The 14,477-nt window shown below is 69.0% G+C and carries 15 protein-coding genes; 7 read left to right on the top strand and 8 right to left on the bottom strand.

The annotated features are described in order from the left end of the window. The first annotated feature begins 29 nt into the window (after positions 1–29). The 3 genes from VD964_RS14605 to ptsP are packed head-to-tail and all read left to right on the top strand — an operon-like array spanning position 30 to position 2,591. Entirely contained in the window at positions 30–428 is a 399-nt protein-coding gene (locus tag VD964_RS14605) for a PTS sugar transporter subunit IIA (protein WP_042690507.1), read from the top strand. Between the two features lie 11 nt (positions 429–439). Beyond that, on the top strand, positions 440–742 hold the full coding sequence (locus VD964_RS14610; RefSeq protein ID WP_310110998.1) for an HPr family phosphocarrier protein: 303 nt from the start codon (positions 440–442) through the stop codon (positions 740–742). Beyond that, positions 732–2,591, top strand: coding sequence for a phosphoenolpyruvate--protein phosphotransferase (gene ptsP, locus VD964_RS14615; RefSeq protein WP_324869294.1), 1,860 nt, complete (start codon positions 732–734; stop codon positions 2,589–2,591). Before VD964_RS14610 ends, ptsP begins: the two co-directional genes overlap by 11 nt. Before the next feature lie 174 nt (positions 2,592–2,765). Here the strand turns inward: ptsP and VD964_RS14620 are convergent, their stop codons facing one another. After that, positions 2,766–3,620 carry a thermonuclease family protein gene (locus tag VD964_RS14620; RefSeq protein WP_324869295.1) on the bottom strand — a complete coding sequence of 285 codons (855 nt, stop codon included), beginning with the start codon at positions 3,618–3,620 and terminating at the stop codon, positions 2,766–2,768. Here VD964_RS14620 and VD964_RS14625 point away from each other — a divergent pair. Both VD964_RS14625 and VD964_RS14630 read left to right on the top strand, forming a co-directional pair. Then, positions 3,619–5,148 carry a M48 family metalloprotease gene (locus VD964_RS14625; protein WP_324869296.1) on the top strand — a complete coding sequence of 510 codons (1,530 nt, stop codon included), beginning with the start codon at positions 3,619–3,621 and terminating at the stop codon, positions 5,146–5,148. The genes VD964_RS14620 and VD964_RS14625 overlap by 2 nt on opposite strands. Positions 5,149–5,264: 116 nt before the next feature. Continuing rightward, positions 5,265–7,301: an adenylate/guanylate cyclase domain-containing protein gene (locus VD964_RS14630; RefSeq protein ID WP_324869297.1), complete on the top strand. Its 2,037-nt coding sequence runs from the start codon at positions 5,265–5,267 to the stop codon at positions 7,299–7,301. A 65-nt stretch (positions 7,302–7,366) separates the two neighbouring features. Here the strand turns inward: VD964_RS14630 and cobT are convergent, their stop codons facing one another. The 5 genes from cobT to VD964_RS14655 all read right to left on the bottom strand — a co-directional run bounded on the left by cobT (position 7,367) and on the right by VD964_RS14655 (position 12,054). Continuing rightward, positions 7,367–9,238 carry a cobaltochelatase subunit CobT gene (gene cobT / locus VD964_RS14635; RefSeq protein ID WP_324869298.1) on the bottom strand — a complete coding sequence of 624 codons (1,872 nt, stop codon included), beginning with the start codon at positions 9,236–9,238 and terminating at the stop codon, positions 7,367–7,369. A gap of 4 nt (positions 9,239–9,242) precedes the next feature. Continuing rightward, positions 9,243–9,641, bottom strand: a complete 399-nt coding sequence (locus VD964_RS14640) for a type II toxin-antitoxin system VapC family toxin (protein WP_324869299.1) — start codon at positions 9,639–9,641, stop codon at positions 9,243–9,245. After that, the gene (locus VD964_RS14645; RefSeq protein WP_324869300.1) at positions 9,638–10,171 is read right to left on the bottom strand and encodes a ribbon-helix-helix domain-containing protein; all 534 of its coding nucleotides are present in this window, start codon (positions 10,169–10,171) and stop codon (positions 9,638–9,640) included. The genes VD964_RS14640 and VD964_RS14645 overlap by 4 nt, the downstream gene beginning before the upstream one ends. 48 nt (positions 10,172–10,219) lie before the next feature. Further along, on the bottom strand, positions 10,220–11,224 hold the full coding sequence (gene cobS / locus VD964_RS14650) for a cobaltochelatase subunit CobS (protein ID WP_310111015.1): 1,005 nt from the start codon (positions 11,222–11,224) through the stop codon (positions 10,220–10,222). A 74-nt stretch (positions 11,225–11,298) separates the two neighbouring features. Further along, on the bottom strand, positions 11,299–12,054 hold the full coding sequence (locus tag VD964_RS14655) for a J domain-containing protein (RefSeq protein ID WP_324869301.1): 756 nt from the start codon (positions 12,052–12,054) through the stop codon (positions 11,299–11,301). Between the two features lie 23 nt (positions 12,055–12,077). On the opposite strand from VD964_RS14655, the gene VD964_RS14660 reads away from it, so the two are divergent. Both VD964_RS14660 and VD964_RS14665 read left to right on the top strand, forming a co-directional pair. Beyond that, positions 12,078–12,353, top strand: a complete 276-nt coding sequence (locus tag VD964_RS14660) for a BolA family protein (protein ID WP_085087049.1) — start codon at positions 12,078–12,080, stop codon at positions 12,351–12,353. 257 nt (positions 12,354–12,610) lie between these two features. Further along, positions 12,611–13,090, top strand: coding sequence for a ribbon-helix-helix domain-containing protein (locus VD964_RS14665; protein WP_324869302.1), 480 nt, complete (start codon positions 12,611–12,613; stop codon positions 13,088–13,090). A gap of 69 nt (positions 13,091–13,159) precedes the next feature. Here VD964_RS14665 and VD964_RS14670 read toward each other — a convergent pair whose 3' ends face one another. Continuing rightward, positions 13,160–13,780 (bottom strand): DUF2889 domain-containing protein, encoded by a 621-nt coding sequence (locus tag VD964_RS14670; RefSeq protein ID WP_324869303.1) that lies wholly within the window; start codon positions 13,778–13,780, stop codon positions 13,160–13,162. 126 nt (positions 13,781–13,906) lie between these two features. After that, positions 13,907–14,368, bottom strand: a complete 462-nt coding sequence (locus VD964_RS14675; protein WP_324869304.1) for a CBS domain-containing protein — start codon at positions 14,366–14,368, stop codon at positions 13,907–13,909. Positions 14,369–14,477 lie beyond the last annotated feature (109 nt).

Raw genomic sequence — 14,477 nt, forward strand, 5'->3', positions numbered from 1 at the left:
GGGGAGGACCCAACCTTGAAGGATGTCCCATGATCGGTATGGTTCTTGTCACCCACGGACGGCTGGCCGAGGAGTTCATCGCCGCGCTGTTCCACGTGGTGGGCGAACAGCAGCAGGTGCGTGCCGTGTGCATCGGCCCGGACGACGACATGGAACAGCGCCGCCAGGACATCCTGAACTCGGTGGCGGAGGTCGACGACGGGTCGGGTGTCGTGGTGCTGACCGACATGTTCGGCGGCACGCCGTCCAACCTCGCCATCTCCATCATGGACAAGGCGAAGGTGGAGGTGATCGCCGGCGTCAATCTGCCGATGCTGATCAAGCTGGCCAGCGTGCGGAAGACCGAACCGCTCGACAAGTCGGTGATCGCCGCCCGCGACGCCGGGCAGAAATACATCAACGTCGCCTCCACCCTCCTGTCGGACTGAAACCGCCCGCGATGAGCCCCCCCGACGAAACGGCGCCCGCCGACGGCGAAATCCGCCGCACCGCCACCATCACCAACCAGCGCGGCCTGCACGCGCGCGCCTCGGCCAAATTCGTGAAGCTGGTCGCCACCTTCGACGCCGAAATCGCGGTGCGCCGCGGCGAGTCCGTCGTGTCCGGCGAGTCGATCATGGGGCTGATGATGCTGGCCGCCGGCCCCGGAACCACGGTGGAACTGCGCGCGACCGGCACGGACGCAGACGCGGCGATGGACGCCCTCCTGGACCTGATCAACCGCAAGTTCGATGAAGAGTGACCTGCCCTCCACCGGCGCGGCCAACGGCCCGGTGGCCGGTCCCGATCGCGGCGGCTCGGGCGGCGGTTTCGGCGGCGTCCCCTCGTCCGAATCGTGGAACGGTTCGGCACGCGCCCTGCGCGGCCTGGGCGTATCCCCCGGCATCGCCATCGGCCCGGCCCATGTGGTGGAAAGCGGCGCCGTCGCCATTCCCGAATACACCGTCGCGCCCGACGCCGTCGAGGCGGAGGTCGCCCGCTTCAACGAGGCGGCGGCCAAGGCGCGGCGCCAGATCAAGAAGCTGAAGAGCAAGGCGCTGGTCCTGCCCGATTCGGCGTCGGAGGAAATCGGTTTCCTGCTGGACGCCCACCTGTCGATGGTCACCAACTCGCGCCTAACCCGCGGGGTGGAGCATCGCATCAAGCAGGACCGCGTCAATGCCGAGGCCGCCATCCAGGCGGAAATCACCGCCATCGCCGCGACCTTCGCCGGCATGGACGACGCTTATCTGGCCGGCCGCATCGACGACATCCGCGAGGTCGGCCGGCGGCTGACCCGCAACCTGATGAAGCAGGAATACCGGGCCTTCAGCAACCTGCCCCCCGGCAGCATCATCCTGGCGGAGGAGCTGACCCCTGCCGACACCGCCCTGCTCGACCCCGCCGTCGTCGGCGGCTTCGCCACCGTGCTGGGCGGGGCGGAAGGGCACACGGCGATCCTCGCCCGCTCGCTCGGCCTGCCGGCGGTGCTCGGCGCGCCCGGCCTGCTGGCGGGTGTGCGCAACGGCGTGACGGTGATCGTCGACGGCCTGCAGGGCCGCGTGCTGATCGATCCGCCGGCCGAGGTGCTGGCGGACTATGGCGAGCGCCGCGCCGCGCGCGAACGCGAGCGCCAGGGACTGAAGAGCTTGCGCAAGCTGCCGGCCGTCACCCGCGACGGCACCGCGGTCACGCTGATGGCGAACCTGGAACTGCCCCGCGACCTGGATCAGGCGCTGGAGCACGGCGCCCAGGGCATCGGCCTGCTGCGGACCGAGTTCATGTTCATGAACCGCGACCATCTGCCCGACGAGGATGAGCAGTACGGCGTGCTGCGCACCATGATCGAGGGGATGGGCGGCCGCACCGTCACCGCCCGCACCATGGATCTGGGCGGCGAGAAGCTGGCCGGCTGGATGGCGGGCCGCTATGGCGAGCCGGCCAACCCGGCGCTCGGCCTGCGCGCCATCCGGCTGGGCCTGCGCGAACCGAAGCTGCTGGAAACCCAGCTCGCCGCCATGCTGCGTGCCGGGGCGCACGGGCCGCTGCGCATCCTGCTGCCGATGATCGCATCGGTGGCGGAGGTGCAGAAGGTACGGGAGATGATGGGGCAGGTCGCCCGCCGCCTGCGGCGCCGCGGCATCGCCATCGCCGACCCGCTGCCGCCGGTGGGGGTGATGGTGGAGGTGCCGGGGGCGGCGTTGTCGGCCGACGCGCTGGCCTATGCCGCCGACTTCTTCGCCATCGGCACCAACGACCTGACCCAGTACACGCTGGCGATCGACCGGGCCGACGAACAGGTCGCCACGCTGTACGACCCGCTGCATCCGGCGGTTCTGCGGCTGATCCAGTTCACCATCGAGGCGGCCTTGCGTGCCCGCATCACGGTGTCGGTCTGCGGCGAGATCGCCGGCGATCCGCGCTACACCGCGCTTCTGCTCGGGCTCGGCGTGCGCGAGCTGTCGATGGCGCCGCTGGCGGTCCCGGCGGTGAAGAAGCGCATCCGTTCGCTCGACCTGATGGAGGCGAGCCGCCGCGCCCGCGTCATCATGGACCAGAGCGACAGCGGGCGGATCGCCACGCTGCTGGACGACTTCAACGCAACGGTGTGAGGGGTGGGGGCGCCCTGCCCCCTCCCTTCCCATGCTGGCGCACGGGCCCCTTCCCTCCCCCGCCCTCGGCCGGCCAAAGGCCGGTCCGATCGCGGTAGAGGGAGTAGTTTGCGGAGCAGCGGCAGTCCCCTCTCCCTCGAAGAGGGGGAGGGTTAGGGAGGGGGCAACAGCACCTCACTCCTCCTCCCAATCATCCTCCTCCCCCTCCGGCGTCGGCGACACCGGAGGGGCGCTCACCACCTCCCGCTCCAGCTTCTCGATCTGCTCGGGGTGGGTGATCTCGATCATCGGGCCGTTGCGCAGGGTGATCCAGCCGCGCACGCGCACACGCCGCCCTTCGAAGGACAGCGGGTCGATGCCGGCGCGGGTGACCTCGCGCATCGCGGCGCGGCCGATGTGGACGGTGACGTCGCTCCGCCAGTCGGTGCCGAAATCCAGCCAGGCCTCGCCGCCGCTCTTGGAGATGGCCAGCACCACCCCTTCCACCAGTTGGAAGCCGTCGCGGTCGCGGGCGAGGTCGTCGGGATCGGCGGCGTCGCGCACCGCATAGACCCGGCTGCGCCACAGGCCCCGCCCGGCAGTGCGCGCGGCATCCTCGCCGGCCAGCAGTTCGGCGGCATAGGCGCGGGCGTCGGGCCGGGTGTGGACGCGGGCCAGCCCGCGGACGACCAGGGCCGATTGCAGCCACAAGCCGTCCTCCCGCACCAGATGGGCGAGCAGCCGGCCATGGCGGTCGACCGGCGCCGGGCCATGCAGGGCGACGCGGCGGCCGAGCGCCAGCTCGGACAGCGCCCTGGTCGCCGCCTCCGCCAGCGGCCAGACGCGGCCGTCGGTCGGGTTGGCGTGGCGCGGCGGCTTGGCGGCTTCGATCCCCGCCAGCCGGACGCGGCGGCCGTCCTCCAGTTCCAGCGTGTCCCCGTCCAGCACGGCGGTGACGCGCAACGGCTCCGCCGACGCGGAACCGGCCAGCAACAGCCAAGTCAGCAGCAGAACCGGCAGGCCCACAAGCGGGAGCAGGACAAGTCGCATGGAGATCGCCGTCTTTGCGGAACAACCGCCGCCGGGCGGGGTTTTGACCGGTATGCCGATCCACGACCCCATCCGCAAGCCGTTCCGTGCCCTGCTGGCAGCCCTCTGTCTGGCCGTGACGGCGCCCGCCCTGATTGCTCCCGCCCCGGCAACGGCCGGGCTGCTGGACAATGTCCTGTCCGGTGGCGACGAGTCGGCGCTGGGCGCGCAGGAGCATCCCAAGATTCTGGCCCAGTTCGGCGGGGCGGTGAAGGACGCGCGGCTGCAGGGTTATGTCGAGCAGTTGGGCCGCAAGCTGGCCTCCACCACGGCGCGGGCTCGCGAACCCTGGACCTTCACCGTTCTGGACAGCGACGTGGTCAACGCCTTCGCCGTGCCCGGCGGCTATGTCTACGTCACCCGCGGCCTGCTGGCGCTGGCGAAGGACGAGGCGGAGGTGGCCGGCGTACTGGCGCACGAGATCGGCCACGTCACCGCCCGCCATTCGGCGCAGCGCCAGACCCGGCAGACCATCGCCGGCATCCTCGCCGCCGGGGTCGGGCTGGTGTTCGGCAACGACACGCTGGCACAGCTGGCCGGGCTGGGCGGCACCGCCGTGGTCGCCAGCTATTCGCGCGAGCAGGAGCTGGAGGCCGACCAGCTCGGCGTCGAGACGCTGCGGCTCGCCGGCTACGATCCGTTCGCCATGGCGACTTTCCTGGAGACCCTGCGCCGCGACAGCCAGTATGGCGGCCTGCGCGCCGGCAACAAGGGCGAGGGCGGCTTCGACTTCTTCGCCAGCCACCCGGCGACCGAGGAGCGCGTTCGCCGCGCCGCCGAGCTTGCCCGCGCCATCCCGCAGGGCGGCGCCCGTCCGCGCGATCCTTACCTGGCGGCGGTCGACGGCATGATCTATGGCGACAGCCCGGAGAACGGCTATGTCCGCGACCGCAACTTCGCCCACCCGCAGCTCGGCATCGCCTTCACCGTGCCGAAGGGCTATTCCCTGCTGAACGGCGCGGAACAGGTGATCGCCAAGGGACAGAACGGCGCCGCCATGGCCTTCGACGGCGGATCGGCGGCCGGCGTCTCCGATCCGGCGTCCTTCCTGACCGGGGTGTGGGGAAAAGGGGCCAACCTGTCCAACCTCCAGCGCATCACCATCGGCGGCATGCCGGCCGCCACCGCCACCACCCGCGGCGAGGCGGAGGGCGAGAGCGCGGACATCCGGCTGGTTGCGATCCGCATGCCGGACGGGCGGATGTACCGCTTCACCTTCCTGGCGCCCTCAGGATCGCTGACTCGTTTCGATGCCGATTTCCAGGCGACGGCCAACAGCTTCCATCAGTTGACCGCGCAGGAGGCCGCCCGCTACCGTCCGCGCCGCGTCCAGGTGGCGACGGTGCAGCCCGGCGACAGCGTTGCCGGCTTCGTCCGCCGCATGCCGCAGGAGCCCTATGCCGAGGAATTGTTCCGGATCATCAACGACCTGCCCCCCGGCACGCCGTTGCAGCCGGGACAGCGGGTGAAGGTGATCGTCGGCGAGTAAGGGCGAATAGAAGCGGACAAGGGTGCCCGCAAACATCAGCTTGGCCGCATGAAATCCGCGTAAGGATACAGCCCGGCGGGTTGCTCCGGAACGTACGGGCGGGTAGGCTGCGGCGCATGCCCGACAGCCCCTCAGCACGCGTACAGTTGCCTCTGCCCGCTCCGGCGCCGGCTGTGAAGCCGGCCGGGCAGGCGGGCAGCAGGGCGCGGGCGAAGCTGGCCCCGGAACCGGCCGGACGGCGACGGCTGCGGCTGCCGATCGCCGCGGTGCTGGTCGCCGGGTTCGGGTCGCTGATGCTGGCGGCAGTCGCCAGCGTGCTGGTCCTGGGGCTGGTCAGCGCCAGCACCAACACCTTCGCCCTGCTGAACGACAAGGCCGATCTGGCGCTGGCGGGGGTGGAGGTGCGGGTGCGCCACCAGCTCGACCCCGCGCGGGAGATGGCACGCTTCGTCGCCGGGCTGGTCGAACGCGGCGACCTGCAGGCGAACGACGGCACGGCGATGACCGACACGCTGCGCGGTGCGCTAGCCGGCGCGCCGGACGTGACGGGACTGGCCTTCATCCGGCCGGACCTGACCGGGGTGCGCGTCGGTCGGTTGAACGGCGGGCTGGTGGCCGAGCCCTTCGACATGCAGGGCGAGAGCGACATTCCGCCGGAAATCCTCGACGGCCCCAACCGCAGTGCCGCCACTTGGGCCGATCCGCGCTGGCTGAAGGAGGCGCAGAACAGCTTCCTCACCCTGTACCAGCCGGTGCGGCGCGACGGCCGCTATCTGGGGCAGGTCGCGGTCGGCGTCTCGCTGGGCGACCTGTCGCGCTTCCTGTCGGTGCTGTATGTGGAGCAGGGGCTGAACGCCTTCGTGCTGTACGACCACGGCCATGTGCTGGCCCATCCGGCGCTGGTTGGCCGCAGCTTCGATTTTTCCGGCAAGCTCGACGGACCGCCGCTGCCGCGGATCGATCAGGTGGATGACCCGGCGCTGGCGGCGCTGTGGACCAGCGGCGTCCCGGTCCAGTCGCTGAAGAAGCGGGTGGAGGCGCGCGGCGTGCGCGTGCTGGGCAGCGACTACATGTTCCTGACCCGCAGCATGGCGGGATACGGCCAACAGGACTGGATCATCGGCATCGGCTATCGCGACGGCGAGATGGGCGTCGAGATCCGCCGGCTCTACATCACCGGCGCCGTGGGGCTCGCCATCCTGCTGGTGTCGGTCGGGGTGGCGCTGCTGGTGGGGCGGCGGATCAGCCGGCAGGTGGCGCGGCTGGCGGAGGCCGCCGACCGTGTCCGCGCCTTCGAATTCCGCGCCATCCCCGATCTGCCGGATTCCCGCCTGCGCGAGATGGCGCGCGCCGCCGCCGCCTTCAACGCCATGATCGCCGGGTTGCGTTGGTTCGAGACCTATGTGCCGAAGGCGCTGGTCCTGCGCCTGATGCGCCAGCGCGAGACGGAGGGCGGGCTCGATTCCGTGCAGCGCGAGGTGACGGTGATGTTCACCGACATCCGCGGCTTCTCGCGCATGGCCGAGCATATGGCCGCCGCCGACACCGCCGCCCTGCTGAACGAGCATTTCACCCTGCTCGCCGCCTGCATCGAGGCGGAAGGCGGCACGGTGGACAAGTTCATCGGCGATTCCCTGATGGCCTTCTGGGGCGCGCCGGAGGCGCAGGAGGACCATGCCGTCCGCGCGCTGCGCGCCTCGCTGGCCATCCACCACGCGATCCGCGCCGACAACCGCCGCCGCGTCGCCGCCGGGCAGGCGCCGATCCATGTCCGGGTCGGCCTGCACAGCGGCCCGGTGGTGGTGGGCAACATCGGTTCCGACAGCCGGATCAACTACACCATCGTCGGCGACACGGTGAACGTCGCGGCCCGCATCGAGGAACTGTCGGGCGGCCTCCAGGGCGATGCCGAGGTGATCGTGCTGACCAGCGGCGTCACCGCCGCCAAGGGCAAGGACGCCGTTCCGCTGGTTCGCCAGGGTGGCCGCTCCCTGCGTGGCCGCACCGGCATGACCGAACTCTGGCGCCTTGTGCCGGAGGATGAAAGGAAGGACGCCGCGAAGGCGGCGGCAGGCGTACCAGCGGCGCCCTCGTTGTCCCCTGAGGACAAAGAGGGCAGCAAGCCGGCATTCGCAGGTAAGGATACGCCCTGAACAGGGCTGGTGTTTCCAGCTAAGTAATTGATAACTCCGGAAACGCCCTCCCCTCCATCCTTACGTCAACGCCAGCCGCGCCGGCCGCCGCGGCGGTCGTCCTCGTCGAACAGTTCGGCCAGCTTGTTCATCATCGTGCCGCCCAGCTGCTCCGCATCGACGATGGTGACGGCGCGGCGGTAGTAGCGGGTCACGTCGTGGCCGATGCCGATCGCCACCAGTTCCACCGGCGAGCGGGTCTCGATCTGCTCGATGGTTTGGCGCAGATGGCGTTCCAGATAGTTGCCGGCATTCACCGACAGGGTGGAGTCGTCCACCGGCGCACCGTCGGAGATCACCATCAGGATGCGGCGCTGCTCCGGCCGGCCCAGCAGGCGGTTGTGCGCCCACTGCAGCGCCTCGCCGTCGATGTTCTCCTTCAGGATGCCTTCGCGCAGCATCAGGCCCAGATTCTTGCGGGCGCGGCGCCACGGCATGTCTGCGGCCTTGTAGACGATATGGCGCAGGTCGTTCAGGCGGCCGGGATGCGGCGGCTTGCCGGCGGCGACCCAGGCCTCGCGCGCCTGCCCGCCTTTCCAGGCGCGGGTGGTGAAGCCCAGCACCTCCACCTTCACCGCGCAGCGCTCCAGCGTGCGGGCGAGGATGTCGGCGCTCATCGCGGCGATGGAGATCGGCCGCCCGCGCATCGAGCCGGAATTGTCGATCAGCAGCGACACCACCGTGTCGCGGAAGTCCATCTCCTTCTCCGCCTTGAAGGAGAGCGGCAGCACCGGGTTGGCGACGACGCGGGCCAGCCGGGCGGCGTCGAGGATGCCCTCCTCCAGGTCGAAGTTCCACGAGCGCTGCTGCTTGGCCATCAGCCGGCGCTGCAGCCGGTTCGCCAGCTTGGAGATCACGCCCTGCAGATGCTGCAGCTGCTGGTCCAGCAGATGGCGCAGCCGCTCCAGCTCCGCCGGATCGCAGAGGTCGGCGGCGTCGACCACCTCGTCATACTGGGTGGTGAAGGCCTTGTAGGCGTTGGGGTCGGGCTCGTTGCGGCGGTTGTGGTCGTTGCGCCAGGGCTGGCCGGGGCCGGCGGGCTCCTCCGCCCCCTCGCCCTCGCCCATCTCCATGTCGCCTTCCTCGCCGGCGCCTTCCTCGGCGCTGTCGCCGGCCTCCGAGGAGTCCTGCATCTCGGACGAGGCCATCGATTCGGACTCGGACTGGTCCTCGTCCTGGCCGCGGGTCTGGCCGCTTTCGGGCGAATTCTCATCCTCGGAGGACTGGGTCTGCTGGTCCTCCTCCTCTTCCTGGTCGGCTTCCTGACCGACTTCCATGTCGAGGTCGGCGAGCAGCCGGCGCACGGCCTTGGCGTAGGCTTCCTGGTCGCCGGCATAACTCGCCAGCCCCTTCATGTCGCGGCCCAGCCGCTCCTCGATCCAGGGGCGCCAGAGATCGACCGCATGGGCGGCGGCGGGCGGCGGCGGCGCTCCGGTCATCGCCTCGCGCGCCATCAGCCGCAGCGCCTCGGCCAGCGGCACCTGCCCGCGATCCTCGACGCGGTCGAGACCCTGGCGGGTGTAGCGGTCGTCCAGCGCCGCTTCGAGATTGTGGGCGACGCCGGCCATGTCGCGGCTGCCCAGCGCCTCGCAGCGCGCCTGCTCCAGTGCATCGTAGGCCTGACGCGCGGCATCGCCCAGCGGCATGCGGTGGGCGTGCACCGTGGCGTCGTGATAGCGCAGCCGCAGCGCCACGGCATCGGCCGCCCCGCGCAGCTTGGCGACCTCGACCGGGTTCAGGTCGCGCGCCGGCAGCGGCACCCGCACCCGCTGTCCCGACAGCCCCGGCGGATCGGACGAAAAGCCCACCTGCACCTCCGCCCGCCGGGACATGGCGCGCACCGTGGCGGTGGTGGACCGCTTGAAGGCCTCGACGGGGGAGTCGTTCTGGGTGGTCATATCATCAAGCCGGATGTTGGAATTCTGGCAGGCGCACGGCCTTCCGGTCGAACGTGAGTGTGCAGGCGCAGCCGGAAACCCGATTGCCCACGGCGATCAGCCCGTCGGCGAAACCGGCCGGGCCCGCACGGTAACGTTCCAGGGCTTCAAGCGCCACCTCACGGTCTTCGACGATCAGGTCCACGGTGTTCAGAAGGCGGTCGAGAACCGAGCAGATCTCCGCCCGTGGGAGCTTGTAGGCCCGCTCCATCACCCAGACGACCTCCGCCAGGACGATCCTGTTCACGAACAGCCGCTTGCCGTCCGCCACCACGCGGCTGACGGCGCTGCGGGCGCGGGCGGCCTGTTCCTGGTCATCGTCGACAATCAGGCGGACCAACGTGTTCGTGTCCAGTCCGATCATGTCTGCCGGAATCTCTCGGCGGCGGCATCCTGGATGGCCTTGTCCATCTCCTCAATCGACACCGCCCGCTTGGATCGGCCAACGATGCCAAACAGATCCTCGATCCGGTATTCAGGGCCGGGAGAGGTCGCGGTTGCCGCAACCTCGGGCAAGGCGAGCGGCGTGCCGGCAAACGGATCGGCGACGGTTCCCGCCCCTCCCTCGCAGGCTCGGCGGTAATAGGATGCGATGAAGACGCGCACCGCGGAGGTCAGGGTGACGTCCACCTCCTCCGGGTTGATGCCCTTGCGGCGCGCCTGCTCCTCGATCCGTTCCTTGATCTGCGTGCAGATGCCGTTGACGGTTAGGCCTTCCCGACGGCCGATATCCTCAAGAGCTTCCCACATGTAGGGTTCGAGAGGCGGATCAGCCGGTGAAAGGGCGAGGCCATGGTCGTCGGTGCTCACCTCGACGCGCAAGGATAGGCCAGAACCGAGCCGAAGCCGGTCACGCACGCTTTGCGGAAGCGTGAGTTTCCCGTCCGGTTCCATCCATGCGTATCCCATCGCTCTCCTCCGCCCGGTCTACCGGCAGACCCCTCACACGAGGTTCGCCTGGACTCCCGTCTCCGGCAGCTCGACGCCGAAGCAGCGCTGGTAGTATTCGGCCACCGTCGGCCGCTCCACCTCGTCGCACTTGTTGAGGAAGGTGATGCGGAAGGCGAAGGCGACGTCGTTGAAGATGCGCGCGTTCTCGGCCCAGGTGATGACCGTGCGCGGGCTCATGACGGTGGAGATGTCGCCGTTGATGAAGCCGGCGCGGGTCAGGTCGGCCAGACGCACCATCGACGCCACCGTGTCGCGGCCCTTGGCGTCGTCGTAGGACGCGACCTTGGCCTGGACGATCTTCATCTCGGCGTCGACCGGCAGGTAGTTCAGGGTCGCCACGATGTTCCAGCGGTCCATCTGGCCCTGGTTGATCTGCTGCGTGCCATGGTACAGGCCGGTGGTGTCGCCCAGGCCGACGGTGTTCGCGGTGGCGAACAGGCGGAAGGCCGGGTGCGGGCGGATGACGCGGTTCTGGTCGAGCAGCGTCAGCTTGCCTTCCACCTCCAGCACGCGCTGGATCACGAACATCACGTCGGGACGGCCGGCGTCGTATTCGTCGAACACCAGGGCGCAGGCATGCTGCAGGGCCCAGGGCAGGATGCCCTCGCGATATTCGGTGACCTGCACGCCGTCGCGCAGGACGATGGCGTCCTTGCCCATCAGGTCGATGCGGCTGATGTGGCTGTCCAGGTTGACGCGGATGCAGGGCCAGTTCAGCCGCGACGCCACCTGTTCGATGTGGGTCGACTTGCCGGTGCCGTGATAGCCCTGGACCATGACGCGGCGGTTGTAGGCGAAGCCGGCGAGGATGGCCAGCGTCGTGTCCCGGTCGAACCGGTAGGCGCTGTCGAGGTCGGGCACATGCTCCGAGCGCTGGCTGAAGGCCGGCACCTGCATGTCGCTGTCGATTCCGAAGACCTCGCGCACCGAGACGGTAGTGTCGGGCTTGTGGTCGAACAGGGCCGAGCTGGCCTGGGTCGCTCCTTGGGAAGCCATGGGTGGTTTCTTACGTTCCAGCGAGTGTCGGTTGTCCAGCGGCCGCGGGGATGACCCGGCCCGCCAACGGAGGTTCAGGCAGCATAACAGGCTTTCAGCGTATTGTAGGCCTGATTGATTTCTTTCAGGCGTTCTTCCGCAGCCTTGTCGCCGCCGTTGGCATCGGGATGGTGCTTTTTCGCAAGCTCCCGATAGCGTGCCTTGATGCGCGTGAAGTCCACGGGCGGGGTCAGTTCCAGGACGGCAAGCGCCTTTTCCTCTTCGGTCCGGGCGTGGCTCCGCCGGTGCGCCTTTTCCTCGTTCTTCGTCTTGCCGGCGTCCTGGCCGAATTCGAAGCTGAAGCCGTTGACCACGCGCTCGCGGATGAAGCGTTCCTGCGTGGCCCATTTGCCGAGCGGCCAGCTCGGCCGCTGCCAGGTGGTGTCGCGCCGCACCTCCGCCTCGATCTGGTCGGTGGACATGCCGGCGTAATAGTCCCAGGCGCGGTTGTACTCCCGGACATGGTCCAGGCAGAACCACCAGTACTCGTTGAGACTGCTGCGGCTTTTCGGCGCACGGTATTCGCCCGCGGCGACGCACTCGGGGTGGTCGCACACACGGGTGGCCGCACGCGGGGCGGCGTAGCTGTCGTAACTGGAGCGGGCGCGGTTCCTGGTCATCGGGCAAGTATGGGAAGAGCCGATGCCTCTGGCAAGCATGCCGAATCGGGCTTCCGTCATCCGCAACGCGCGGGTCGCGGCGCTTGACAGACGATGAATCGCGCCCTCTCCTTTCCGGTGCGGATCGCCGGGGGGAGCCGCTCCTCCGGTCGCCGCCCTTCCACCGCTCATGCGAGAGAAACCGGGACCCCGCCATGGAATACGCCACCCGCATCCGCGAAAAGCTGACCGCCGGACTGGCGCCTGATCGTCTGGAGGTGGTCGACGACTCCGCCCGGCACGCCGGCCATGCCGGTGCGGACGCCGCGGGCGAGACCCATTTCCACGTAACCGTCGTCTCCGCCGCCTTCGCCGGCAAGTCGCGGGTGGAGCGCCAGCGCATGGTCTATGCCCTGCTGGCCGACGAACTGCGCGAGCGGGTGCACGCGCTGGGCCTGACCACCCACGCGCCCGGCGAAGCCGGAGCCTGACCGCCGGGTCGCCCCCCCTCCCTCCGCGTCAACACACGTTTCCCGCCTCGCAAGTAACGCGTGGTTGAGGGGCTGAAATAGCATACATATGAATGCAACTACGAGTCGATTTTAGGAAATGTTGTAAGAATGGAAGGCGCGTGCGTGGTTGCAATTCCCGCTGCGTTTAGTAAAGTGCGATATATGCAACCATTTATCGCGCCGTGGTGGACACAAACTTCGCATGTCCGCCGGCGGCTTCGTGGAAGGGGCTGCGGATGGCGAAGCGTGGGCCGAAGAAAAAGCGGGTGAACCCCCCACAGGCGGGGGTGGAACCGTTGAGAAGCCAGAACATCATGATCGGCGGTCATCGCACGAGCATGCGGCTGGAACCGTCGATGTGGGATGCTCTGGAGGATATCGGCCGTCGGGAAGGACTGACCGTCAATCGTCTCTGCACGCAGATCAAGGAACGGATCGAGGAGCAAGCTCGCCGCCGCGGCATCAATCCGGAGGAGGCGGACGTCACCCTGACCTCCGCGGTGCGTGTCTTCATCGCATCCTACTACCGGCGGGCTTGCACGGAGGATGGTCACGTGCGCGCCGGCCACGGCGGCAGCGATCCGTTCATTGGCACGCCCTTCGAGCTGCCGGTTGTCGATGACGCCGACGGCGGCCAGTCCGCGGTCGCGGCGGGCGGCAACTTTCCCACCCCCGGCGGCCAATCCGCGTTGCCGGCCACCCACCTGGAGGCATAAGGGGGCGCGGCGGCCGGTCCACCGGCGGCAGCCCGCCTGCCCCTCAATTGTTTGCGGTGGCGGCGATGCCTATTCCGCCGCTTCCTCGCGGGCCGAGTCTTCGCTTTGATCCCCGGTATAGTGGGCGGGCCAATGCTTGCGCACCACTTCGCCGTTGCTGTCGAAGATGTGGCACATGTTCAGCAGGACCGGCCGTTTGCCGTCGTCGTGGGTCGGCTTGCCGGCCGCCTTCGCCCGTTCGGCCGCCTCGCGGGCCAGGATCGGGTAAACGGTCTGGAAGGCGGTGGTCGCCAGCGGCCCCAGCAACTCCACCAGATGGGTGCAGCCCTTCGGCCCGCCCAGCTGGTCCTTGACCGCACGGGTCCAGCCCGGACCGATGCGCAGGCCGACCAACTTCTGGAACTGCGGCGTGATGCTGCCGCAGGCATTGTAGGGGCTGTCCTGGGTGACCGCCTCCACCGCCTGGACGGTCAGCTTGTCGTCGACGGTCAGGCGCATCCACATCTGGTGAATCGGCGTTCCCGGGTCCAGATGCCCGCGCTCCTCGGTATGGAACCCATAGCTCTTGACGTCGGTGAGGTGCCCTTCGATGTCCCACAGCCCGTCGGCGCGCCGGAAGCCCTGGCAGGTGACGCGGCGGGTGTGGATCGGCTCGCGCGCGGCGGGGGCGGACAGCGAGGGCGCGGACATCGGGCTTTCCAGTTCAGCAGGTAGGATGGCTCACCCTCGACTATCGGCGGGGCCGGGCGCCCGGTCAACCCGACCCCGCCGCAACGCAGCGTTACCTATAGGTCAGTCTTGCGGTCACCGTTGCGTTCAGCCGAGCCTGGCCTCCGCCGAATAGCCGGAGCCGAACATGTAGGCTTCGCGGCTGCGCAGCTCGTCCTCCAGTTGGGCGCGGACGACGGCGAACAGGTCGCGGATCGACACCATGCCGACCACCTCGCCATCGACTGCGATGGGCAGGTGGCGGTAACGGCGCTGTTCCATCAGGTCGAGCGCGGAGAGTGCCGTGGCCGAGGGTTCCAGCGTGTCGGGATCCTCGGTCATCACGGCCGACAGCGGCGTGGTGTCGGGGTCGAGGCCGGCGGCCACCACGCGTACGGTCATGTCGCGTTCGGTGACGATGCCTTTCAGCGTCCGCCCTTCGGTGACCAGCACCGCAGCGATGCGCTTCGCTGCCATCAGGGTGGCGGCATCGCGGACGGTGGCGCCCGACGGCAGGCAGGACAGCTCCTGGTTCTTGATGACGTCCGGCATCAGTCGGCGTGTCGGCATGTGTCCCATCTCCCTCGTGATTGCAGGTTTTGTGGACGAACGATGCACTCGACCGCGATTTCGCAACGCGGTAATGCCGATCCTGTCAGCTTGATGCTCTGATAGTCAA

Origin of the sequence: Azospirillum sp. (genome assembly GCF_035628975.1) — a bacterium.
Lineage (GTDB): Bacteria > Pseudomonadota > Alphaproteobacteria > Azospirillales > Azospirillaceae > Azospirillum.